Annotated in this window: 19 protein-coding genes; 7 read left to right on the top strand and 12 right to left on the bottom strand. The window is 65.8% G+C overall.

Annotation, left to right across the window (positions count from 1 at the left end):
• Nucleotide 1 precedes the first annotated feature (1 nt).
• Nucleotides 2-763: a DsbA family protein gene (locus ASE00_RS13145; RefSeq protein WP_056381663.1), complete on the top strand. Its 762-nt coding sequence runs from the start codon at nt 2-4 to the stop codon at nt 761-763.
• Nucleotides 764-798: 35 nt separating this feature from the next.
• Here the strand turns inward: ASE00_RS13145 and ASE00_RS13140 are convergent, their stop codons facing one another.
• The 3 genes from ASE00_RS13140 to ASE00_RS13130 form a co-directional block, all read right to left on the bottom strand.
• Entirely contained in the window at nt 799-1,242 is a 444-nt protein-coding gene (locus ASE00_RS13140) for a DUF4112 domain-containing protein (protein ID WP_056380918.1), read from the bottom strand.
• A 131-nt stretch (nt 1,243-1,373) separates the two neighbouring features.
• Nucleotides 1,374-2,861 (bottom strand): ABC transporter substrate-binding protein, encoded by a 1,488-nt coding sequence (locus tag ASE00_RS13135; RefSeq protein WP_056380917.1) that lies wholly within the window; start codon nt 2,859-2,861, stop codon nt 1,374-1,376.
• Nucleotides 2,858-4,396, bottom strand: a complete 1,539-nt coding sequence (locus ASE00_RS13130; RefSeq protein WP_056380914.1) for a peptide ABC transporter substrate-binding protein — start codon at nt 4,394-4,396, stop codon at nt 2,858-2,860. Before ASE00_RS13130 ends, ASE00_RS13135 begins: the two co-directional genes overlap by 4 nt.
• A 243-nt stretch (nt 4,397-4,639) precedes the next feature.
• Here ASE00_RS13130 and ASE00_RS13125 point away from each other — a divergent pair, with 243 nt between their 5' ends.
• The gene (locus ASE00_RS13125) at nt 4,640-6,352 is read left to right on the top strand and encodes a DUF885 domain-containing protein (RefSeq protein WP_235538694.1); all 1,713 of its coding nucleotides are present in this window, start codon (nt 4,640-4,642) and stop codon (nt 6,350-6,352) included.
• 95 nt (nt 6,353-6,447) lie between these two features.
• Nucleotides 6,448-7,332, top strand: a complete 885-nt coding sequence (locus tag ASE00_RS13120; RefSeq protein WP_235538693.1) for a bile acid:sodium symporter family protein — start codon at nt 6,448-6,450, stop codon at nt 7,330-7,332.
• On the opposite strand, the gene ASE00_RS13115 is transcribed toward ASE00_RS13120, so the two are convergent.
• The 8 genes from ASE00_RS13115 to ASE00_RS13080 all read right to left on the bottom strand — a co-directional run bounded on the left by ASE00_RS13115 (nt 7,321) and on the right by ASE00_RS13080 (nt 15,498).
• The gene (locus ASE00_RS13115; protein WP_056380908.1) at nt 7,321-7,986 is read right to left on the bottom strand and encodes an exopolysaccharide biosynthesis protein; all 666 of its coding nucleotides are present in this window, start codon (nt 7,984-7,986) and stop codon (nt 7,321-7,323) included. The two genes, ASE00_RS13120 and ASE00_RS13115, sit on opposite strands and share 12 nt — an antisense overlap.
• Before the next feature lie 58 nt (nt 7,987-8,044).
• On the bottom strand, nt 8,045-8,530 hold the full coding sequence (locus tag ASE00_RS13110) for an acyloxyacyl hydrolase (RefSeq protein WP_056380906.1): 486 nt from the start codon (nt 8,528-8,530) through the stop codon (nt 8,045-8,047).
• A gap of 44 nt (nt 8,531-8,574) precedes the next feature.
• Nucleotides 8,575-8,991: a BLUF domain-containing protein gene (locus ASE00_RS13105; RefSeq protein WP_056380904.1), complete on the bottom strand. Its 417-nt coding sequence runs from the start codon at nt 8,989-8,991 to the stop codon at nt 8,575-8,577.
• Nucleotides 8,992-9,081: 90 nt separating this feature from the next.
• The gene (locus ASE00_RS13100) at nt 9,082-10,296 is read right to left on the bottom strand and encodes a spinster family MFS transporter (protein WP_056380903.1); all 1,215 of its coding nucleotides are present in this window, start codon (nt 10,294-10,296) and stop codon (nt 9,082-9,084) included.
• Between the two features lie 56 nt (nt 10,297-10,352).
• Nucleotides 10,353-12,590, bottom strand: a complete 2,238-nt coding sequence (locus ASE00_RS13095; protein ID WP_056381661.1) for a TonB-dependent receptor — start codon at nt 12,588-12,590, stop codon at nt 10,353-10,355.
• A 14-nt stretch (nt 12,591-12,604) separates the two neighbouring features.
• Nucleotides 12,605-13,516 carry an alpha/beta fold hydrolase gene (locus tag ASE00_RS13090; protein WP_056380902.1) on the bottom strand — a complete coding sequence of 304 codons (912 nt, stop codon included), beginning with the start codon at nt 13,514-13,516 and terminating at the stop codon, nt 12,605-12,607.
• A gap of 106 nt (nt 13,517-13,622) precedes the next feature.
• A complete protein-coding gene (locus tag ASE00_RS13085; protein WP_235538658.1) occupies nt 13,623-14,708 on the bottom strand; it encodes a helix-turn-helix transcriptional regulator in 1,086 nt (361 codons plus the stop codon).
• Nucleotides 14,709-14,772: 64 nt separating this feature from the next.
• Nucleotides 14,773-15,498: an SDR family oxidoreductase gene (locus ASE00_RS13080; protein ID WP_056380900.1), complete on the bottom strand. Its 726-nt coding sequence runs from the start codon at nt 15,496-15,498 to the stop codon at nt 14,773-14,775.
• Between the two features lie 145 nt (nt 15,499-15,643).
• Between ASE00_RS13080 and ASE00_RS13075 the strand changes: the two genes are divergently transcribed.
• The 3 genes from ASE00_RS13075 to ASE00_RS13065 all read left to right on the top strand — a co-directional run bounded on the left by ASE00_RS13075 (nt 15,644) and on the right by ASE00_RS13065 (nt 19,010).
• Nucleotides 15,644-16,540 (top strand): AraC family transcriptional regulator, encoded by an 897-nt coding sequence (locus ASE00_RS13075; RefSeq protein WP_056380898.1) that lies wholly within the window; start codon nt 15,644-15,646, stop codon nt 16,538-16,540.
• A 298-nt stretch (nt 16,541-16,838) separates the two neighbouring features.
• The gene (locus ASE00_RS13070) at nt 16,839-17,924 is read left to right on the top strand and encodes an ornithine cyclodeaminase family protein (RefSeq protein WP_082594669.1); all 1,086 of its coding nucleotides are present in this window, start codon (nt 16,839-16,841) and stop codon (nt 17,922-17,924) included.
• A gap of 48 nt (nt 17,925-17,972) precedes the next feature.
• Entirely contained in the window at nt 17,973-19,010 is a 1,038-nt protein-coding gene (locus tag ASE00_RS13065; protein WP_056380893.1) for an aminotransferase class V-fold PLP-dependent enzyme, read from the top strand.
• Between the two features lie 15 nt (nt 19,011-19,025).
• On the opposite strand, the gene ASE00_RS13060 is transcribed toward ASE00_RS13065, so the two are convergent.
• Nucleotides 19,026-19,889, bottom strand: a complete 864-nt coding sequence (locus ASE00_RS13060; protein ID WP_235538657.1) for a UTRA domain-containing protein — start codon at nt 19,887-19,889, stop codon at nt 19,026-19,028.
• A 226-nt stretch (nt 19,890-20,115) separates the two neighbouring features.
• On the opposite strand from ASE00_RS13060, the gene ASE00_RS13055 reads away from it, so the two are divergent.
• Nucleotides 20,116-22,935, top strand: a complete 2,820-nt coding sequence (locus tag ASE00_RS13055; RefSeq protein ID WP_082594667.1) for a TonB-dependent receptor domain-containing protein — start codon at nt 20,116-20,118, stop codon at nt 22,933-22,935.
• Nucleotides 22,936-23,030 lie beyond the last annotated feature (95 nt).

Raw genomic sequence — 23,030 nt, 5'->3', positions numbered from 1 at the left:
GATGACCAAGATCAAGACGTTCATGCAGCGCCACCGGCGCACGGCGGTGACCATCGGTGCGGGTTCCGCGGCGCTGGTCGGCATCGCGGCGGCGCTGTCGCTGCACCGCCCCGCCGCGCCAGCTCCGGCGGACAAGGCCGCGATCGAGATGGTGGTGCGCGACTATATCCTCGCCCATCCCGAGATCATTCCCCAGGCGATCGACAAGCTGCGCGAGCGGCAGAACCAGGACGCCTATGCGGGCAACAAGGCGGCGCTGGAGACGCCCTTCGCCTCGGCCTGGGCCGGCGCGCCCGACGGTGACGTGACGCTGGTGATGTTCAGCGACTATGCCTGTGGCTATTGTCGCTCCAGTCTGCCCGACATCGACCGGCTGATCGCCGACGATCCGAAGCTGAAGGTGGTGTGGCGCGAAATCCCGATCCTCGGGCCGGGCAGCGAGATTGCCGCCAAGGCGAGCCTTGCCGCCGCGCAGCAGGGGGCATATCGCACCTTCCACGAACGGATGTTCGCCGCCGGCCCGCCCAGCACCGACAAGGTCTCGGCAGTGCTGCGGACGATGAAGCTCGATTATGCGCGCATCCAGCGTGACGTCGACAGCGCCGGGGTGTCGGCCGAATTACGCCGGAATATTGAGCTCGCCCAGCGTATCGATCCTTCGCTCGCTACCCCGACCTTCGTGGTCAACGGCCATATGATGAAGGGCGCGGTCGGTTACGACGCGCTCAAGGAAGCCATCGCCGAGGCGCGTAAGCGGGTATGACTCCCCGTTCCTTCCGTGCGGGAGAGGAACTTTGATCACCGCCGCCCCACCACCCCGACATCCACCGTCGCTGTGCCAGGATGATGCCGGTCGAGATGTTTGCGGATGATCTTCAGGTTGCGGCTGTTCGACCGGAAGAAGAAGTCGGGGATCGCCCCGACCCACGGGATCGCGCCGAGCAGCAGATCGAGCCCGACATTGCCGAACATTCGCGTCAGCTGCCATTTCGACATGCCCAGGTTGCGCGCTTCCCAGGCCAGCCAGCTGCCCATCACCGCACCGACCGCGGGGCCGACGACGGGGATGAGGTCGAGCAGCACGTCGAGCCCGACCGGTTTGTTGATGCCGGGGATCACGAACATCCGCTCGAGCAGCCCTTCCATCGCTTCGACTCTGCGGCGCACCGAAGCGGCATCACGGCCCATGCCGGGAATTCGGTCAGATAAGCCGTCGAGATCGGCGGTGGTGGGGCGTTGCATGGCGTTTTCCTTTGAGCGCGGTGCCGGCCCGCTCCCCTGCCCAACCTCCCGATATATTACGCTGGATCGGGAGGTTGGGCAGGGGAGCGGGCCGGCACCGCACGTTTCAGCGAAGCTGAAACCATCAAGCCTCAACGACTGCTTTGGTTCCCGATCAGCGGGAAGAGCGGATGGATCGCGCGCGCGTTCAGGCGGAAGCCGGGCAGGTCCGGCGAAGCAAGCGACCATCGCACCGGCTGGGCGATCGGGATGAACGGCGCGAGCGCGGTCAGCCGCTGTTCGGCCTCGGAGATCATCCGCGCGCGCATCGCCGGGTCGGTGGTGCTGCGCGCGATGGCATAGGCCTGATCGGCTTCCTCGCTGCATGGCCGGCCCCGCTTGCACAGGAAATGGGCGAGGAACCAGTCGGCCTGGTCCGCGGGGGCGACCTCGTCGATCAGCCGCAGGTCGGCGGCATCGCGCGGGCCGACGCGCTCCGCCTCGACGCCGATCGCGCGCCATTGCCGCCGCACCGTCGCGAATAGAATCGCCGAACCGGGCCCCTCCGGCATGGCGATGGCGAGCCGCAGCGGACCGCTCAGGCCTTCGCTCGCGCGCCACTGGCCGACGATCCGCCGGGCCGTGGCGATGCGGGCGTCGAGCGCCTGCCGGTCGGCGCCGCGCACATTGGCGAAGGCTTGCGCCCAGAAGGGCCGGGTCGGCTGGGCAAGGTCGGTCAGGCCGGGTGGCAGGATCGCCTGGATCGGCCGCCATCCAGGCACGCCCAGCGCCGCGCCGATTGCCTCGCGGTCGAGCGCCATCGCCAGCGCCTGACGGATTTCGGGTGCGCTGATCGCGGGGGAGGACCGGCCCATGCGAAAGCCGAACAGCCCGGTCGCCGGATCGACCTGAATGTCGCGAGCGGCGATATTGGCCAGCTTCGTGTAGAGGAAATCGTCATAGCCGCCGCCGGTGACGAATTGGGCTTCCCCCTTGGCGTACCGTAGCACCGCGGTTGCCACGCGCTCGCCACGCAGATGGATGCGCCGCTGCGCCAGGGCTTTCGCCTTGTCGTCGGCATCGGCATCGGCGGATGGCGGCTGCAACACCGTCAGCGGACCGACCTTGCCCTCGATCAGCAGCGGGCCGCTCCCCCGCCCGCGCTCGAACAGCGCGAAGCCTGGCCCGGCGAGCAGCGGCATCAATTCTGGCCGCGGCGCGGACAGCCGGATCTCGATCACCTCAGGCGTCACCGCGACGATCTCGCGCACCGCCTCGACCGTGTCGCCAAGCGGGCCGTCGCGATGCGCGCGCACCAAGCGGCGCAGCTGTGCCGCGACCCGTTCGGCATTGCCGCCCTCGCGGCCCAGGCGGAAGGTATAATAGAGCCCGTCGTCGGAAATCGCCCAGCGAATCGCCAGGCCGGGCTCGACCTGCGCCTCGGCGTCGAGCCGTACCAGCCCCTGCGCCGCCGCGCCGAGCAGGGCGGCATCGGCGCGCCGCGCGATCGCGCCGCCGGGTTCGACCAGCCGGGTCGATCGGCCGATCACGCTCACCGTCACCAGATCGTCGCGTTCGCCCTTGCCGCAACCGGCAAGCAGCAGGGCGGTCGCGATCGCGAGGGCGGCGGGGCGCTTCATGGCTGGCGGGCTATCCTCAAGGTCCAGCTGGGGTGAGTGTTCGGGCCATTGTCGTGCCAGCCTTGGATGCGCGCGGCAACCAGCGTCCGGCTGACATAATGATAAAGCGGGACGAGCGGCGCGTCCCGCACCAGGATCGCCTCGGCGGCGCGCATCGCGCGCGCGCGCGAGGCGGGGTCGGCCAAGGCCATCGCCCGGTCGAGCGCGGCGTCATAAGCCGCACTAGCGTAACCCGAATAGTTGATCGTTCCCGCGTCCGAACGATGCACGGCGAGATAATTCTCCGGAGCCGCCACATCGCCGATCCAGCCCGACCGGGCGAAAGCGAAATCGCGGCGGCGCAGGCTCGCGAAATGCAGCGACGCCTCGCTGTTGAGCAGATGCGCCTCGACCCCCAGCGGCCGCCACATCGCCGCCATCGCCACCGCGACGCGGCGATGGTCGGCGTCGCTGTTGAACCGGATGTCGAAGACCAGCGGGTGCTTCGGCCCATGGCCCGCTGCCGCCAGCAGCCGGCCCGCCACGATCATCCGCCGTTCGCGGCTCCAGCCTGCGTCGGCGGGGCGATACGTCCCCTCGGCGCCCATCACGCCCGCGGGCAATATCCCCCAGGCGGGTTGCGCGCCGAGGCCGATAAGCCTCTCCGCGATCCAGCGCCGGTCGATCGCGAGCGAGAGCGCGCGGCGGACGCGGACGTCGTCGAACGGCGGGCGGGTGGTGTTGAACACGAAATAATAGCTGCCGTTATAGGGCGCGACATGCGCGGCGCCGGGCAGGTGATCGGCAATCCAGCCCGCGCGGCTTGGCGGGAAATCGCCGCCGACATCGGCCTCCCCCGCCGCGAAGCTGCGTAGGGCGGTCAGCCGGTCGGTGACGGGCCGCCATTCGACCTCGGCCACCGGTGCCTGCCCGCCATGCCAGTGGGGATTGCGCGCCAGCCGCAGCCGCTCGTTGAGCCGCCACTCGGTCAGCCGGTAGGGCCCCGATGTGACCAGCGGCCGTTCGCCGGTCCAGCTTTCGCCCAATGTAGCGATGCGATGGACGGGCAGCGCCGCCATTGCGGGAAGCGCCAGCAGCTCGGGCAGCGACGGCATCGGCGCGGTGAGGCGCACCGCCACCTCGCCGCGCCGGGCGCGAACCTCGGCGATATCGGCGAACAGCGCCGCGCCGGGCGAGGCGGTGGCGGGATCGTTCAGCCGGGCGAAGACCGCGGCGAAGGTCGCGGGGGTGATCGGCTGGCCATCGGAGAAGCGCAGGCCGGGCCGCAGCACGAAACGCCAGACCAGCCCGTCGGCGGAGACGGTCCATCCGCTTGCCAGCCCGGGTTCGGCACGGCCCTCGCCGTTCATCCGGGTGAGGCCTTCGAACTGGTCCTGCGCCACCCGGGTCGTCGCGATGTCGGTAGACTTTTGCGGGTCGAGGCTCTTCACCTCGTCATCGGCGAGCCGGATGATCCGATCCCCCGGCAACGCCTCCCGCGCGCCGCCATGGCAGGCGGACAGGACCAGCAGCAGCGGGATGATGAGGCGGCGCATCGGTATCCCCGTTAGGCCCGATGGTTGAGCCCGGCTCAACCCCAAATCGTCACCTCATCGGAGGTGGGGCCGGGTACTCGTTAATCGTCATTCCCGCGAAAGCGGGAATGACGAAAGAGGGGTAAATCCGCATCCACCGCGCCACATGTTGACCGGCTCCTGTGGATGGGTGGATGCTGAACCAAATTCAGCATGACGAGGAGAAGAGGCGTGCGCCTGCGAATCATCGGCTTGGCCGCGATCATGCTGTGTTTCACAACGTCCGTCATCGCCAACCCCGCCGGCGACCGCTTCGACGCGCTGAGCGCGAAGGAATGGGCGTGGCGGCAGCAGACGTTCCAGAGCGCGGAGAGCAACAAGGGCGGCATCCCGGCGCATCTCCCTGACGAGAGCCTCACCACCCAGCAGGCGCGCGCTGCCTATTGGGCCGATGTGCTGAGGCAGCTCGACACCATCAAACCCGCCGACCTTTCGCCCGACAAACAAGAGGATTACGGCGTCTACCGCGCCCAGATCGAAACCCTCGCCGATGCCCAGCGCTTCCGCGACTATGAGAAGCCGCTTAACTCCGACAGCGCCTTCTGGGCCGATCTCGGCTATTATGCCGAAAAGCCCGCCCGAAACGAGGATGAGGCGCGGCGGTTGCTCTCGCTGATGCGCGACATACCCCGCTATTTCGACCAGAATATCGCCAATATGCGCGCCGGGCTCAAGCGCGGCTTCACCCCGCCCATGGTGATCATGGCGGGCCGCGACCGCTCGATCGCGCAGGTTGCCGAAGCGAAATCACCCGCCGACACGCTCTGGTACGAACCCTTCAGGGCGCTTCCCGCGACGATCCCGACGGCACAGCAGGCGGCGTTGCGCGCAGAGGCCGAAGCGGTGATCGGCGATCGGGTGATGCCGGCCTATGCGCGGCTGCTCGCCTTCATGCGGAAAGACTATCTGCCCGGCCTGCGCACTGGCCTCGCGGCGGAGGGCTGGCCCGACGGCAAGGCTTATTACCGCGCCCAAATCCGCGCCTATACTACGCTCGACCTGCCGCCCGACGAGATCCACGCCATCGGCCTCGCCGAGGTCGCGAAGATTCGCGCGCAGATGGATGCGGTGATGAAGGAGGTGAAGTTTGCGGGTGATTTCGCCGCCTTCCAGCACTTCCTGCGCAGCGACCCGCAATTTTACCCGAAGACGCCGCAAGCGCTGCTCGAACGCGCCGCGTGGATCGCCAAGCAATTCGATGGCAAGGCTGCGCGATGGTTCGGGCGGATGCCGCGCGGCCGCTTCGGCATCGTGCCCGTCGCGCCCGATATCGCGCCCTATTACACCGCCGGGCGCGGCGGGCAGGACCGCTATTATGTCAACACCTGGAACCTGCCCTCGCGCCCCTTCTTCCAGCTCACCGCGCTCACCCTCCACGAATCCGCGCCGGGGCACAGCTGGCAGATGTCGCTGGCCGCGGAGAATGAGGAGCGCCCCGAATGGCGGCGCTACACCTATGTCTCGGCCTATGGCGAGGGCTGGGCGCTCTATACCGAGAAGCTCGGGGTCGAGATGGGAATGTACGAGACGCCCTATGACCGCTTCGGCATGCTCAGCTACCAGATGTGGCGCGCCTGCCGGCTGGTGATCGACACCGGCATCCACGCGAAGGGCTGGAGCCGGGAGCAGGCGATCGCCTATCTGCGCGACAACAGCGCGCTCAGCGAGCATGAGGTGACCACCGAGGTCGATCGCTATATCGGCTGGCCCGGCCAGGCGCTGTCCTATTATCTCGGCCAGCTCCAGATCGAGAAGGACCGCGCCCGCGCCGAAGCCGCGCTGGGCGCGAAGTTCGACATCCGCGCCTTTCACGACATGATCCTGTCGCTTGGCTCGGTCCCCTTGCCGGTGATCGCGGCGCGCACCGACCGCTTCATCGCCGAGGGCGGCAAGGGGCCGTGGAAGCTGCCCGATTGAGCGCTGCCGAATAGGTTTTACACACCCCATTCCCTTGACGCCGCGCAGGCCATGCGGGATGCAGCGGTGGGATAAGGGGGGGAGCGGATTTGGACGTGGGCATCATCGGGTTCGTCAACGGCGTCCTCATCCCGATCGGGCTGGCGCTGATCATGTTCAGCATGGGCCTCACCCTGCGCCTCGCCGACTTCGCCTTCGCCGCGGGCCTTCGGCGGCTGGTCGCGGTCGGGGTGGCGGCGCACATGCTGCTGTTGCCGCTGCTCGGGCTGGCGGTCGGGCGGCTGTTCGGGCTCGAGCATGAGCTCGCGCTCGCGGTCTTCATCATCGCGATCTGCCCGACGGGCACGACTTCGAACGCGCTCACCTTCGTCGGCGGGGGTAATGTCGCGCTCGCCGTGGTGCTCACCGCGATATCGAGCCTGATCACCGTCTTCACCATCCCGCTGCTGCTCGCCTGGGCAATCCCGCATTTCATGGACGGCGCGGGCAAGCTGCCCGAACTGTCGATGCTCGACACCATCGCCAAGCTGGTGCGCATCACCGTCCTGCCGATCGCCATCGGCATGGTCGTGCGCAGCCGCTGGCCCGATGTTTCGATCTCGCTCGCGCGGAAGCTCAAGCCTACCGCGTTCATCGTCCTGCTCGCGATGCTCGGCTTTTCGATCGCGATCAGCTTCGACATGGTGATCCGCAATGCGATCGCGGTCGGCCCCGCGATGTTCGCGCTCAACGTGCTCGCGCTGGCCAGCGGGCTGCTGATCGGCCGGTTGATGAAGGTCGGCCCGCGCGACCAGATGACGCTGGCGATCGAGGTCGGCGTCCAGAACGCCACTCTCGCTCTGTTCCTGACCGCGACGGTGCTGGGCAGCCTGGAGTTGTCGATCAGCCAGAATGTCTATGGCGTGCTGATGCTCGCCAACGCCGGCATCCTCATCCGCCTGTTCCGCGCGCGCATCGCGGCGGAAGCCTCAACCGAATAGCTGGGTCAGCCATTCTCCCGCGCGGAATGCGCCATAGCCGAAGGTCGCGAGGATGATCGCGCTGGCGATCGTTGCGGCGATCCCGGCGAGCACGGCGATCCCGTCACGGTTGAGCAGCCCCAGCGCGAACAAAGAGATCGCGGCCCCCGGCGGGGCATTGCCGAACGGCACCGGCAGCACCAGCATCATGGCGAGCGCGAAGCATAACAGCCCTATCAGCCGGTGTGCGACGATACCTGTCAGCATGTCGAGCCGCCGCTTGAGCACGACTTCGACCCGCCGGGTCACCGGGCTCAGCCGCGCGACGATCGCGGCGAAACGCTCGGTCGAAACTTCGCGCCTTAATATCCATCCCGGCAGCCAGGGCCGCCGCACCCCGAAGACCAGCTGCGCCGACAGGATCATCAGCGGGATCGCCAACGCCATGTCGACGAATGGCGGGGCCGGGAAGATGTTGGGCGCGGCGAGCAGGAACAGCAGCCCCGCGAAGCATTTGCTGCCCAGCGTCGCGGTAAGATCGTCGATCGAGATGCACTCGCCCGCGCAGCCCGACGCCAGCACGTCGAGCGTGTCGGTCAGCAGCGTGTCCGACCCGGGCGATACCGCGCAGGCATTGCCTTCTTCGACGGTCGCGCTCGGGGATGCGGTGGCCATGGCCGGTCAACCGCGAAAGGGCGGCGGATGTTCCGCCGCCAGCCTTCGCTTCGGCGCATCAGGGCAGGCGGTAGAGCAGCCGCACCCCCATCGAATCCATGCCGCGGTTCTGGCGGCTGAAGATCGTCGCATGGCTCAGATGCACCCAGGACGCCTCGATGGCGACGCGCGTGTTCAGTCGCCACCCCGCGGCCAGCTCGGGCTCGAAGGTGACGGGCGAGCCGAGGTCGACGCGTTTGCCCTTGCGATAGGCGCGGCGCGGGCCGTCGTTCACCGCCAGCCCGATGCCCGGGCGCAGATAGAGGCGGCCGCCCCACGTCCAGTTGAGCCCGGCGGCGAGATAGTTGGTGCCGCCGTCGAGGCTCTTCGAGAAGAGCAGATGCGGTGCGGGGCGGCCGATCTTGCGCAGGCCGTCGAAGCGCTCGCCGATCCACCCGGCCTTGATGTCCTGCCCGCCCTCGAACTTCTCCTGCGCCAGCGTGACGTCGTGCCGATAGCCGCCGATCCAGAGCTGATCGGCGGCAGCGGGCGCCGGTGCAGTCAATGCCAGGGCGCAGCAAGACAGCCTCGCCCTGCGCCCCGTCGGGATCATGCCGGCGAACCGCCCCGTATCCGCGCAAAGCCGCGCAGCGTCTCGCGGACATTGGGATCGGACAGCCCGGCGGTCATCGCATCGACATGATCGATCATGTCGCCTTTGCCTAGCACCGGACCGGTCAGATGCGATCCCATCGACCAGTTGCCGAACTCGCGCGTTTCGACGCCGCGGCTCGACAGCCGCACCAGCGCACGGTGCCGCGGGTCGAGCGCGATCCGCGAGAAGGTCTGCTCGACCGCCTCGATCGGCCCTTCCAGCGCCTGCAGGAAGCGCTTGCCATCGAAGATCAACAGCCCGGTCACCTGGTCGCGCTCGTTGCGCCGCCGGGAGGTCTGGAGGATCTGCTCGACGTCGCTGAGAAGCAGCGTCGCGCGGGCAGAGCTGATATAGGTAAGCTGGTGCAGCAATTTCGTTCCATCCGGTTGAGCGGCCCGCCCTACCGCCTAAGCGTCGCCACTCCATTAACGCACATCAGCATTTCACGATCCCGACAGCGCTCAATCGCGGTGCCAGTTGCGCGGCAGCCAGATCGCCGCGAGCAGCAGGAACAGCATCGCCAGCACGTAGAAGCCGGTCCCGGCGAGGATCGCGTAGCGCAGTGCCTCACGGCCATATTCAGCGGTGAAATGGTCGGAGAGCCAGCCGATCGCCGGGGTGCCGACGCCGATGCCGATCAGGTTGTTGATGAACAGGAAGATCGCCGAGGCGGTGGTTCGCATCGGCGGCGGGACGACGCCCTGGACCGCCGCGATCACAGGGCCGAGCCAGACGAGGCCGAGCGCGGTCGGCACCAGCATCAGCAGCAGCGCCACCCATAATGTCGCCGACGAGATCCCGAGCGCATAGAAGGGAAGGGTGCAGGCGAACGCCGCAGCGGGGACCAGCGCATAGGCCGCCTTCGATCGTTCGGCGAGGCGATCGGACAGCCGCCCGCCCAGCCAGATTCCCGCGAGCCCGCCGGTCAGCAGGATCGCGCCATAGCCCAGCGAGGCGTCGAGCAGGCTGATCCCAAAACTGCGCACCAGAAAGCTCGGCAGCCAGAAGAACAGGCCATAGCCCATCATCGACGAACAGGCCGCGCCGACCGCCAGCAGCCAGAAGGCGGGCTTGCGCAGCAGCGTGGCCAGCACCGCGCCCAGCCCTACGGCGATGGTCCGCGCCGCCGCGGCATCGCGCGGATCGCGGACGAAGCGGCGGAACACGGGGGCGAACAGGATGCCCGCGATGCCGACGATGAAGAAGGCGTAGCGCCAGTCGATCAGCGTCGCGATCACGCCGCCGAAGACGATGCCGGATGCGCTGCCGATTGGGATGCCGAACGAATAGAGCGCGATCGCCCGCGCGCGTTGCTCGGGGGGAAACATGTCGGAGATCAGCGTATAGGCGGGCGCGACCCCGCCCGCCTCGCCGACGCCGACGCCCAGCCGCGCGGCGAACAGCTGCCAGAAATTCTGCGCCAGCCCGCACAATGCGGTCATCAGGCTCCAGATGAACAGCGACGCGGTCATGATTTTCGACCGGTCGTGCCGGTCGGCGAGCATCGCGATCGGAATGCCGAGGCCGGTGTAGAACAGCGCGAAGGCGAGCCCGCCCATCAGTCCGAGTTGCGCGTCGGACAGGCCCAGGTCGGTCTTGATCGGCACTGCGAGGATGCCGATGATCTGCCGGTCGAGGAAGTTGAGCGTATAGGCGATCAGCATCATCGCGATCATCACGGCGGGCGAGGAGACCGCCGTCTCCCCGCCCGTCCGCCGATCGGCGGTGCCGCTCAGAACCGCACCTCGCCGGTCAGGGTGAAGGTGCGCGGCGGGCCGTAGAAGCCGATGATCGAATTGCCGGTCAGCGCGCCGGGGAAGTTGTAGCCGCCGACGCGATATTTGCGGTCGAATAGGTTGCGGCCATGGCCCGAGATCGAGAAACGCTTGTCCTCGGACGTCCACACGATCGACAGGTCGACCAGCTGATAGGACTTCTGGTCGAGCACCGGGTTGGGCACCTCGAACAGCGAATAGGCGCTGCGGAAGGAGAGCGCCGGGGTCACCGTCACCCGGCCGAGCCCGTCGAAATCATGGCCTAGCGTCGCCGAGACATTGGCGGTATATTTCGGCGTGTTCTGGAAGAACCGGCTGTCGGCGACGTCGCGGATGGTGAGCGTGGCCGGATCAAGCGTCAGGAACTCCTTGAACTTGGCGTTGGTGTAGCCGACCGAGGCCTGCACCTGGAAGTTACGGTCGGGTACCGCGCGCATCTCCAGCTCCCAGCCATAGATACGCGACTTGCCGACATTGTCGACCGACGACACCACGGTCGCGCCCGACAGGAACTGGGTCGTCACCTGCTGGTCCTTATAGTCCGAATAGAAGCCCGCGACGTTCAGGAAGAGGGTCCGGTTCAGGAAGGCGCCCTTCAGGCCGGCTTCATAGGCAGTCACCGTCTCGGGCTTGTAGCCGTTGACCGTGCCCGGGGTGAAGATCGCGTCGCCGCGCGGATCGAAGCCGCCCGACTTGTAGCCCTTCGACCAGGAGGCGTAGAGGTTGACGTCTTCGACCGGCATGTAGCTGAACGACACGCGCGGCGTGAACTTCTTGTCGGTGCGGCTGTTGGTGTAATCGGTGCGGGTACGGAACGGCACCGCGCTGGGCCGCCCGAACAGCGGCGAGCGCAGGCCGAGATAATCGGCGCGGTACACCGTGCCCTCGCGCTTGTCGCTGGTGTAGCGGCCGCCCAGCGAGACCGAGAACTGGTCGCTCAGCTTGACCGAGACGTCGGCGAAGGCGGCATAGCTCTTGGTGTCGACATCGCCCGAGGTGAGCGTGGTCAGGCCGATCGGCGGGAAATTGCCGATCACCGTGTCGAACGCGCCCGATGCCGAACCGTTGAGATAATAGAGGCCGATCACGCCCTGGACCCGGTCGGTCTGGATCAGCGCCTGCACCTCCTGGGTGAACTGATGGTCCTTGTAGAAGGACGGGATGTCGAGCACCGGCCCCGGCGTACCGTCGAAGTCGATCACCGTGTCGGTGTCGCCCTTGCGATAGGCGGTGATCGACTTGAGCGTCAGCATGTCGTTCAGCGCATATTCGATCGTGCCCGAAACGCCTTCGGTCTCCACCTTGTTCTTGTCGCCGATCCCGGCGCGGGTGTCATAGACGTCGCCCAGCGGCAGGAAGTCGGGCAGCGCGCCGTTGGGCAGCAGGCGATAGCCGTGGCGCGGGTTGGACTTGTCGCGAGTCTTGTCGGCGGCGACGCGCACCGACAGCTGATCGCTCGGTGTCCATTCGGCGGAGACGCGGCCCGCCAACACGTCCTTGTTATAATGTTCGGCGCCGGTGGTCAGGTTCTTGCCGAAGCCGTCGCGCTTGTAATAGGCGACCGCCGCGCCGACCGCGAAGCTGTCGCCCACGGGGATCGTCACCGATCCGATCAGGTCGGTCTGGTTGTAGCTGCCATAGGAAGCGCGGACGCGCGCCTCGAAATCATGGCCCAGCCGCCGCGTCACATATTTGATCGCGCCGCCGATCGTGTTGCGGCCATACAGCGTTCCCTGCGGCCCGCGCAGCACCTCCACCCGCTCGATGTCGAAGATGTCGAGCACCGCGCCTTGCGGCCGCGCGACATAGACATCGTCGACATAGAGGCCGACGCCGGGCTCGAAGCCCCATACCGGGTCCTGCTGGCCGATGCCGCGGATGAAGGCGATCAGCGTGCTGTTCGATCCGCGCGCCACCTGCAGCGTCATGTTGGGGGCCTTGTCCTGCAAGGCGGTTATGTCGACTGCGCCCTGCCGCGCCAGAGCGTCGCCGCTGATCGCGGTGACCGAGATCGGCACGTCGATCAGGCTCTCCTCGCGGCGCCGCGCGGTGACGACGATGTCGGCCCCGGCATCATTGGCGGCGGCTTCGGCGGCGGGCGCCTCGGTCTGGGCGAAGACGGCGGCGGGGGCGGCGAAGGCAGTCAGCGCGGTCGCGGCGGCGAGCAGGCGCAAAGTCTTGGTGGTGTCGATCATGATCGTCTCCCTGGTCATTTTTTGTCTAAGAAGTTGCGGAGGTCGGAAAGCGTGGCGGCGGTCGCCTCTTCCTGCGGCGCGTGGCCGACATCGTCGTAGATGATCAGCTGGGAACCCCGGATCGCGGCGGCCAGCTGATCGGCCTGCGCGACCGGGATCACCTTGTCGGCGCGGCCCCACAGGATCAGCGTCGGGGCCTTCACCCGGGCCAGCCGCGCGCGCGGATCAGGCAGGGTGAACTGTTCAAGATGGGCGATCAGCGCGGGGCCGTTGCGCGCGATCATGCTACGCATCTGCTCGCGCCGCGCCGAAGTCAGCCGCTCGGGATGCGCGTAGATCTGCGCCGCCGAATAGGCGACCCCTGCCGGGCTGGGATCGAGCAAATGGGCGCACATCGCCGGTGGCACCGGCACCGGTTGTTCGGTGACCCCATTGATCGAGAAGGCGGCGCTGTCGACCAGCACCAGCTTCTTCACCCGCTGCGGATAGGCGACCGCAAAGTTCCACGCGATCAGCCCGCCGAAGCTGTTGCCCGCGATCACCGCCTTGCGGACATGGAGCTTGTCCATCAGCCGGGCGAGCTGCGCCACCCGATGCGCGGTGCCGTAAAGCCCCTGCGCGTCGGGGTCGCTCAGCCCATGGCCGGTCAGGTCGTAGCGGATCACGCGATGGTCGCGCGCGAGATCACTGGCCCAGCCGTCCCAGCTCTCCAGGCTGAAGGTGAAGCCGTGGATTAGCAGGATCGGCGGCGCGCTCTTCGGCCCTTCGATGCGGACCCGGACGCGCGCGCCATCGATCGTCAGATACTGGTCCGCCGTCGCGACGGGGGGAGACGCGACGGCGGTAGCCGCGACGGCAGCAGGAGCGGGGAGCGCCAGCATCGCCGCGACGAGCGGAAAAATCAGTCTGTGGCTTTGGCCGGCCATCGGACGGTCCTGCTCCCTTGTTGCGTCTCCGGTATCTCGGCGCATCGGTACTGGCTGTCAGGATAGGGAAAGGCCGGGGCCTGTCGACGACCCTTCGGATCAGTTTTTATGGGACAATTTCGCTCACATCACGTTGGTGGCGATAATCTCCCGGGGCGATTCCATTCCACTGGCGAAAGGCGCGCGCGAAACTGCGGCCATCCGAAAAACCCAGGCTTTCGGCGACGTCGCCGATCGCCGCTCCCTTGTCGAGCGCGGCGCGCGCCATCGAATTGAGCAGCCCGGCGCGCAGGTCGCGAAAGCTCAGCCCCGCCTCGCCCAGCCGCCGCCGCAGCGACGCGACGCTCATCCCCAGCGCGCTCGCGACCTCGGCCTGGTCGTGCCGTCCGCCCGCGATCTCGCGTTCCACCCGGCCGATGATCTCGGCGGTGCTCGCAGCGGCGGGCTCGATCCGGTCGAGCATGTCGGCGACCCCGCCATAGATGGTCCGCGCCGACAGCACCGGGCTGGCCGCCGGGTCCACCGCCACCGTTTCGAGGCTCAGGTCATAGTCGAGTCCGAAGATCGGCGCCCCCGCGCGAAGCGGCGCGCCGAGAAAGGCGAGATGCCCGCGCTCGGCCCCCGATGGTGCACGCGTCCGCACCGCGCGCAGCGGCAGCTTCTGAGCGGGCCGCGCCAGCGACAGCAGCAGGACATGGACATAGACCAGCAGGCATTCGAGCGAGACGATCACGAAGGCGTCGTCGGGGTCGAAGGCATAGGGAAAGTCGGTGTCGTCGATCGCATAGCTGATCAGCTGGCCGCGCCGCTGCACCTGATTGTAGCGATGGCCGTGGATGATGTTGTAGCTGTTGGCCAGCACCTCCATCACTTCCGCCATCGTCGTGCAGCCGCGCAACCGCGCTTGCACCAGTTCGGAGGTGCCGACCATCAGCGGGCGCAGCGAGACATGGCAGCTCTCGTCGCCGCCCTGCAGCGCCATCTGCTCGCAGATCCGGAAATAGTCCGATAGGCGGATGACCGCGCCCGGGTCGCCATCGAGCAGGTCGGCGGCCAGCCCGGCGCGGCGGAATATCTGCGCCGGGGCCAGGCTCGACGCCGCCATCATCGCCAGCAACGGCCGCGCCGCGCCCACCGTCAGGACGGGCGCGCCGTTTGAGGGGGTGGGAGAAGGGGCGGGTGAGATCGGCACGGAGCGATTCTGTCCCTTCGCCCCCCGCCGATCAAGTTGTGTACTTTCCTACCCGGTCTCGTGTTTACATCGCTCCACCGGCGGGGCGCACGATCACTTCGTTCACGTCGACGCCGTCGGGCTGCTCGACCGCATAGCGGATGGCGCGGGCGATCGCGTCGGGGGTCAGCGAGCGCTTACGCCATTCGGTCAGGCCCTGCGCCACCGCGCTGTCGGTGATGTCATGGCCCAGTTCGGTCGCGACCACGCCGGGAGAGATCACCGTCGCGCGGACAGTGTCATGTTCCATGCGCAGCCCTTCGGTGATCGCCCAGACGGCATATTTGGTGCCGCAATAGACCGCCGCCGACGGCACGACGAGATGCGCGCCGACCGACGCTACATTGACGACATGGCCGCCGCCCTGTGTCACGAAGTGCGGCAGGACCGACGCGATCCCATTCAGCACGCCATGAATGTTGACGTCGATCATCCGCTTCCACTCGTCGCGCTTCAGCGCCGCCAGCGGCGACAGCGGCATCACCCCGGCATTGTTGACCAGCACGTCGACCCGCCCCAACCGCGCCTTGGCGGCCGCCACGAAGGCGTCGAAGCTGTCGGCATCGCTGACGTCCAGCGCTGCCCAGCCGACATTGTCGCCCAGCTCGGCGGCAAGCGCTTCCAGCCGGTCGGTCCGCCGCGCGCCGATGAACAGCCGCGCTCCCGCCGCCGCCAGTTCGCGCACCGTCGCTTCGCCGATGCCGCTGGAGGCGCCGGTCACCAGGATCGTCTTTTCGATAATGTGTGTCATGTCGCATCCTTTCTGCGTTGCAGGGACGGAGATGGAGCAAAGCAAGCGTCAGGCGGTAGAGCGATCGGACGAACTCTTTGCACGATCCTCCAGATGCGCCTCTTGGGCCTTGCAGGCTTGCCCCCGCGGGCGCAGACCGCTGAGCATGGACAGACTTGCCGACATGGCCGCGCTGCTGACGCGCCACATCGCCGAACCCGGCATCCACCCGACGATCATGCCGCGGCTGTCGCTGATCCGCGCCGATAGCCCGACCACCGCCACGCCCGCGGTCTATGAAGCCTCGCTTTGCCTGATCGCGCAGGGATCGAAGCGCGTGTCGCTCGGCGACCATCACGTCCTCTACGACGCGTCCAGCTATTTGCTGGTCTCGGTCGATCTGCCGCTCGTGGGCACCATCCTCGAGGCGTCGAGGGACAAGCCCTATCTCTGCATCAAGATCGACCTCGATCTCGCCGTGCTGGCCGACCTGATCCTTGCCGAGCCGAAAAGCGCGGGCGCGGCCGAGGGGGGTATGCTCGCCGTCTATCCCGGTGATCCCGATCTGGTCGACGCCGCGTGCCGCCTCGTCCGCCTGCTCGATCAGCCAACCGCGATCCCCGCGCTGATGCCGCTGGTCGAGCGCGAGATATTGTACCGGCTGCTCACCGGCCCGCATGGCGACACGCTCCGCCAGATGGCCGCCGCCGACAGCCGGCTGGGCCAGGTGACGCGCGCGATCCGCAGCATACGTGCCCGCTTCCACGAGCAGCTGAGCATCGGCGAGATCGCGGCGGCGGCGGGGATGAGCACCTCCTCCTTCCACCAGCATTTCAAGGCGGTCACGCGGATGACCCCGCTCGAATATCAGAAGCAGTTGCGGCTTCAGGAGGCGCGGCGGCTGATGTTGACCGAAGGCCGGAGCGCGGGCGCCGCCGGATTCGCGGTGGGCTATGACAGCCCGTCACAGTTCAGCCGTGAATATCGGCGGCTGTTCGGCGCTCCGCCGCGGCAGGATATCGAACGGCTCCAGGTGCAGAGCGATTTCGCGATGGGTTATTGAGGCCAAGCCGGTTTTGGTTTGCCGTGCCTCTGCTTTTGGCCTTGTTATGTAGGTTTTCACGTGCTGGAGCGCGAGGCGCTGCGCGGACAATCTCTGCCGCACAGGTTGTTTCTCAGGACGGGACGGATCGAGGATCCAATTGACCTCTGGAGAGCCGGCAAAACAAAAATCGAAAACGTGCAAACGCGTCGCCCTGCGTGACCCCTTAAGGGTGTTGCCATCCCGATCTGCATAACCTAATGTATATACATATTTATAGTTTTGGGCATGCCGTTGAATAGCTTCACGGATTAGCGGGATGATCGTTTTGCCAGACATGTCAGCTATTACTCATGATCAGACTTTGCTTGCTGGCGGTGGCGTTGGGCGCTGGCCCAAGGAAGGGAGCGACGACCGGCTGCTGATCGTTGACAGCGCCACTATCTCCGGCCTGCTGTCGGTCTCCGAATGGATTGATGTCGTGGAGCAATCGCTGCGCGGCGTGGCGGACGGGACCGTCGTGCAGGATGTCCGGCAGATCCTTCCCCTTCCGGACTATCGGGACCGAGGGCGTGTGTTGTCGATGATGTTCGGCGCGGTCCGCGAGCCGGCATGCTTTGGTGCCAAGGTCATTTCCGTCTTCCCCGATAATTTCGACCGGGGGATCGATTCCCACCGCGGCGCCGTCCTGTTGTTCGACGCGGAGGATGGGGCGTTGAGAGCCCTGCTTCATGGAGGCGAGATCACGGCTGCGAGGACGGCGGCGGCGAGCGCGGTGGCGACACGCGCGCTTTCGCGTGCCGATTCCCGGGTGCTCGCTGTCCTTGGATATGGTGAGCAGGCGTCTCGCCATATCGATGCTATCGCGGCCGTCCGCCCGATCGAAGAGGTTCGGTGCTGGGGTCGCGACAATATCAAGGCGGCTGCATTCGCCGAGCGGATCGCGGCGCGCCACCAGGTGCGGACGTTCGCCTCGACAACTGTAGCCGAGGCAGTCGGCGGCGCCGACATCGTGTGTACGACGACCGGCGCCAAAATGCCGATCCTTTTCGGGCATATGATCGAACCGGGAATGCACCTCAATGTCATCGGGTCGAGCACGGCCGATTATCGGGAGATAGACACGGCAGCGGTAGTGTGTTCGTCGATATGGGTGGATTATCGCGCGATGACCGAAGTGAGCGCGGGCGAGTATCTGCAAGCACTCGCCGAGGGGGCCATCGGGTCCGACCATTTGATCGGCGAGATCGGTACCACGTTGAATGGCGCCTTGCGTGGGCGCACCGATGCGGAGGAGGTCACCATGTTCAAGTCGCTCGGTATGCCCGCCGAGGATCTATATGCGGCGGAACGCCTCTATCGAATGGCGATCGAGAAGGGACTCGGCACGAGGGTCCCGTTGTGACTCCGTTCGTTCAGACGATCGCGCCATCCCGCAGGTGAGGACAAAGACGTGAGCAAAGAGGCCCTCATAAAGCCCGTCCGCCGCGGCTATCTCAATACCGCGCTAACGGGCCTGCCGCCGGCGGCAGCAGCGGACGCCGCCCGCGATGTTCTGGAAGCCTGGGCCGGTGGGACCCTTAACTGGACCGATGCCGTCAATCGGCTTGATGAGGCGCGGCGTGCCTTTGCCGCTTTTGTAGGCGTATCCCCGGACCGCATCGGCGTCGGGCATACGGTGGCGGCGACCCTGTCCGGCCTAGCGAGCAGCCTTCCCGACAGTGCCGTGGTTCTCGCGCCCGAAGGGGAGCACAACTCGAACATCTATCCCTATCTGCACCAGGCGCCGCGCGGGTTGCGGATGGAGTTCGTCCCACTTGACCGGCTGGCCGAAGCCGTGCGCCCCCATCATGCTGCGGTGGCCTTCGGCCTTGTTCAGTCGGCGGATGGCCGTGTGGCGGATCTGCCCGCAATCGCAGCCGCTGCGCGCAATGTCGGTGCCCTGACACTGGTGGATGTAACGCAAGCCTGCGGCTGGATGCATTTTGATCCGGCGCACTGCGACGTGTTTGTCAGCGCTTGCTACAAATGGCTGATGACCCCGAACGGTCCGGCGTTCATCGGGCTCGGTGAAGAGGCGATGGAGCGATTGCGGCCCGGGCACCGCTCCTGGATCGGTAATGTCGATGTTCATGCCGCGCCCTATGGCCACGGCGGCGAAGCGGCGACCGACGCACGACAGTTCGATGTCGTTCCCAATTTCATCGCCATCGCCGCGGCAGCGAAATCATTGAACCTACTTGCCGAAATCGGTGTCGAGCGCATTGAGGCGCACAATCTCGGGCTTGTGGACCGCTTCTGCTCCGCGCTGGGATTGCCGCTGCACAGATCGGCGATCATCGCGATCGACGCCGGCTCGATCGCATCGATCGCGGGCGATCTCTCTGCTACCGTGAGATCGGGAAAGGCTCGCTTCTCCTTTCACCTCTACAATGACGAAAGCGATGTTGATGCGGCTGTCGACTTCATCCGGCGAGCACCACGGACATGAGGTCGGGATAAGGCGTCAAGGACTGAACACGGCCTCGATGCTAAACCGCGCGCCGGGGTAGATGTTACGCACATATGTGATTTTCTCTTGCACGCGCCAGGTCCAGCGCTCAACGACCATGCAGGCGCCGTCGGGGCGAATGCCCAGCGCAAGCGCCATGTCGGGCTCTGCGTTGATGGTCGTGATGCGGTGACGCGCGTCGCTCCAGGGAACGTGTCCGAAAAGCCACGAATTAGGCGGGTCGCGGTCGAACGCCACATCCCGTGCCTCAGGCACCAGGTGTAGATTAATGATCCTGTCTTCGAGCGAATAAGGTTCGCCGTCGACGAAATGCCTGCACTTAAGCGACAGTATCTCGCCATCGTCGACATCTAGAAGAAACCGGTCGCTCGGATTCGCCTTTCGGACGGACCGATCCGTAAGCTCAAAATCGTACCTCTTGCCCTCGCTTATCATTTGCGCCCGCAGGTCGGGCAGTTCGAACGCCGCCCGGTGATATTTGGGGGCAAGAACGAAGGAGCCCGCACGTTTGCGCCGCTCGATCAGGCCCCGTTCCACCAGCGTGGCAAGCGCCTTGTTGATGGTCATCCGCGAGCACTCATATTGCTCCATCAATTCGTATTCATACGGGATCCGATGACCCGGCAACCAGGCGCCTGACATCACCTTCGTCTCGATATCCTGCCGGATGCGATCGTGCAGGGTGAGGTCGTCGCGATCAGAACTGCTCTGTGTTTTGGTCCGTGCTGCTTTCGCCACGCTCTGTTCCGTTTCCTCGCTCGCCATTTCCGACTGGTGCCGAGCGAAGGGCCGACTTGGTCGCCGCAGAACGATCAGCAGCGCCTCGATGCCCGATGCAGGGATGAACGTCCACCCCAACTCGCGACCCCGACCTCCCTGCTGCCGACAGCGTGAAATAGGCCGCCGCGAAAGGCGATGGTTTTCGCCATTGACATAAGCCGAATCCGTGGCATGTATATGTCTATACATAAAAGCACCCGCACATGGGAGATCGCGTCTCCGGAAAGATGGGTGTCGAGCCGTAGATGGCGGCACGCAGGAGGCGACACGTCAGATGGCGCATTGATTTTACGGGGAGAAGCATATGACGAACAGGACGTATAAAGCGGGCTTGGCCTTCTGGATGGTCAGCACCGCGCTCACCGGTGTCGCTTTCGCGCAAGAAGGGAGCATTCCGGATGAGGACCGCGCGACGGCCGATATAACCGTCACCGCGACGCGCGTGATCCGTGATGGATATCAGGCCCCCGTGCCTGTCACGGTGCTCAGTGGCGATGCGCTGGCTGCGAAGGCGCCGACTAACATCGCGAATGTCGTCAACGAGCTGCCGGCCTTCGCGGGCAGCGTCACGCCCACTACGGCCACCCAGGCTCTCAGCGCCGGCGGCGTTGGCATCAACGCGCTCAACCTCCGCAACCTTGGCGCCAACCGCACCCTGGTCCTCCTCGACGGCCAACGCGTCGGCGCGGCGACGATCAACGGCTGGGTCGACGTCAACCAGTTTCCGCAGAATCTCGTGAAGCGCGTCGACGTGGTGACGGGCGGCGCATCCGCCGACTGGGGCTCGGACGCGATCGCCGGCGTCGTCAACTTCGTTCTGGACAAGGAATATACCGGGATCAAAGCCAATGTTCAGGGCGGAATCACCACCTATGGCGACAATGAGAGCTACAACGCGTCGCTCGCCGCCGGGACCAGCTTCGCGGACGGCAGGGGCCACCTCCTGTTCAGCACTGAATATGCCTATACGGCAGGCGTTGTCGGGCAAGGCGGTCGCGGCTGGTACAATGGCGCGAAGATTTTCAACAATCCCGCTTATGCCCCCGGCAATGGTCAGCCCAGGCTGATCAACAGCCCCGCAGTGGGTTTCAACAACGCCACGCCGGGCGGCATCATCACCTCCGGACCCCTGCGAGGCACCTATTTCGGAGAGGGCGGAACGCCGCTGCCTTTCCAGTACGGGCTGATCAGCGGCAATTTCATGCAGGGCGGCCAATGGGAATATGCCGACTTTTCAACGACGGCCAGTCTCGCGCCAAAGTCGAAGCGCGGTTATGTGTTCGGCCGGGCGAGCTATGAGCTGACCGACAACATCGCGGTGTTCGCGCAGGCCTCCTACACCAAGTCCAAATCGCGCGGCTCGGTCGGCAATCAGTGGAACTATGGCAACATCACCATCCAGCCCGACAACGCGTTCATTCCCGCCAGCATCGCCGGTTCGGTGACCAGCAGCTTCAGCCTCGGCACGCTCAACCAGGATCTCGGACCGATCATCGCATGGACCGATCGGTCGTCATGGCGTGGCGTGATCGGCGCGAGCGGCGATTTCGATGTCGGTGACCGCAACTGGACCTGGGATGTCTACGGCCAGCGCACCGTCAATCATTTCGATTTCGAAGCGAGCGTCACCAATACGAGCCGCTACCGGCAAGCGATCGACGCGGTTCGCAACAGCAATGGCACCATCGTCTGCCGTTCGACCCTGACCAACCCTAATGACGGTTGCGTCCCGTACAACATCTTCGGCACCGGTGTCGTCGACCCGAACGCCCGCGCCTATGTTCTCGGCAGGCCGTACGGCAAGAACAAGCTGACCGAGAGTGTCGCTTCGGCGACCCTGAGGGGTGACCCCTTCTCCACCTGGGCGGGCGATGTCTCGATCGCCGCAGGCATCGAACATCGCAAGGAGTCGATCAATGGCAGCAACGATCCCGCTGCGACGACCAACTCCTATTTCGCTGCCAATTACAAGCCGACCATCGGTTCCTACACCGTGACCGAAGGGTTTTTGTCGGCGGTCGTCCCGCTGCTCAAGGACAGTTCATTGGGCAAGTCGCTCAATCTGGAAGGAGCTGTGCGTCTCGCGGACTACAGCACGTCGGGACGCGTCACCACGTGGAAAGCCGGCCTCAACTACACGCCGATCGACGATATTACCTTTCGCTTCACGAGATCGCGCGACATCCGCGCGCCCAATCTAGGCGAAGTTTTCGCGTCGAACGTCACATCGACGGGCACGCCGAGCGATCCGGCCAATGGCGGTGTCGCAAACACGGTGTTCATTGTCACGCGTGGCAACCCGGACCTGAAGCCGGAAGTCGCGAACAGCCTGGGCTTTGGCGCCGTTTTCCGTCCGACCTTCCTGCCTGGTTTCGCGGCGTCGGTGGACTATTATAATATCGAGATCAAAGGCTCGATCGCCACGATCGCTGTTCAGGACGTCGTCAACCAATGCTTCGCGGGCAACACGGCGCTTTGCCCGTCGGTGGTCCGTAATTCTGCCGGCTTTATTTCGGAAATCCGCGTCCAGCCGGTCAACCTGGCCAAGCAGCTGGCCCGCGGCATCGATTTCGAGGCGAGCTACCGCAAGTCGCTCGACGCGATATCTTCGGGTCTCAAGGGCGATATTTTCGTGAGGCTTCTCGCGACCCGCTTCCTGAAGAACCGGTTCGACAACGGCGTCACGAAGATCGAATATGCCGGCACCAACAGCGCTAACGGGAATACCGCGGGGCTCATTCCCTCGACCCCCAAATGGCGGTATAACTTCACGGCTGGCTGGGACAATGATGTCGCCGCCTTCGCTCTTACGGCGCGTGGCATCAGCAGCGGCGTCTATAGCAATGAGTATCTGGAATGTTCCTCGGCCTGCCCGACGTCCACACCGACGGCTACGACGATCAACAACAACCACATTCCAGGCGCGATCTACTTCGACGTGAATGCGAGCTATAAGCTGTCATCGGCTGTCGAGCTCTATTTCGCCGTCGACAACATCGCCAACAAGGCGCCGGCGCAGGCCGCGCTCGGCACCTTCGTCGGTGCGGCCCCGCTCAGCATCAACCCCGCGCTGTACGACGTGTTGGGGCGGACATTTCGAGCAGGTGTCCGGCTCACCCTCTAAGAAAAGTTGTGCCGCCGCGCCCGAAGGTGTGGCGGCACCTATTCTGACGGATCGCCGGAAAGATGGTATCGAGCAGCGATGTACAGCTAATGTTC

The organism is Sphingomonas sp. Root710 (assembly GCF_001429065.1).
Classification (GTDB): domain Bacteria; phylum Pseudomonadota; class Alphaproteobacteria; order Sphingomonadales; family Sphingomonadaceae; genus Rhizorhabdus.
This window is presented reverse-complemented; position numbering and strand designations above follow the sequence as displayed.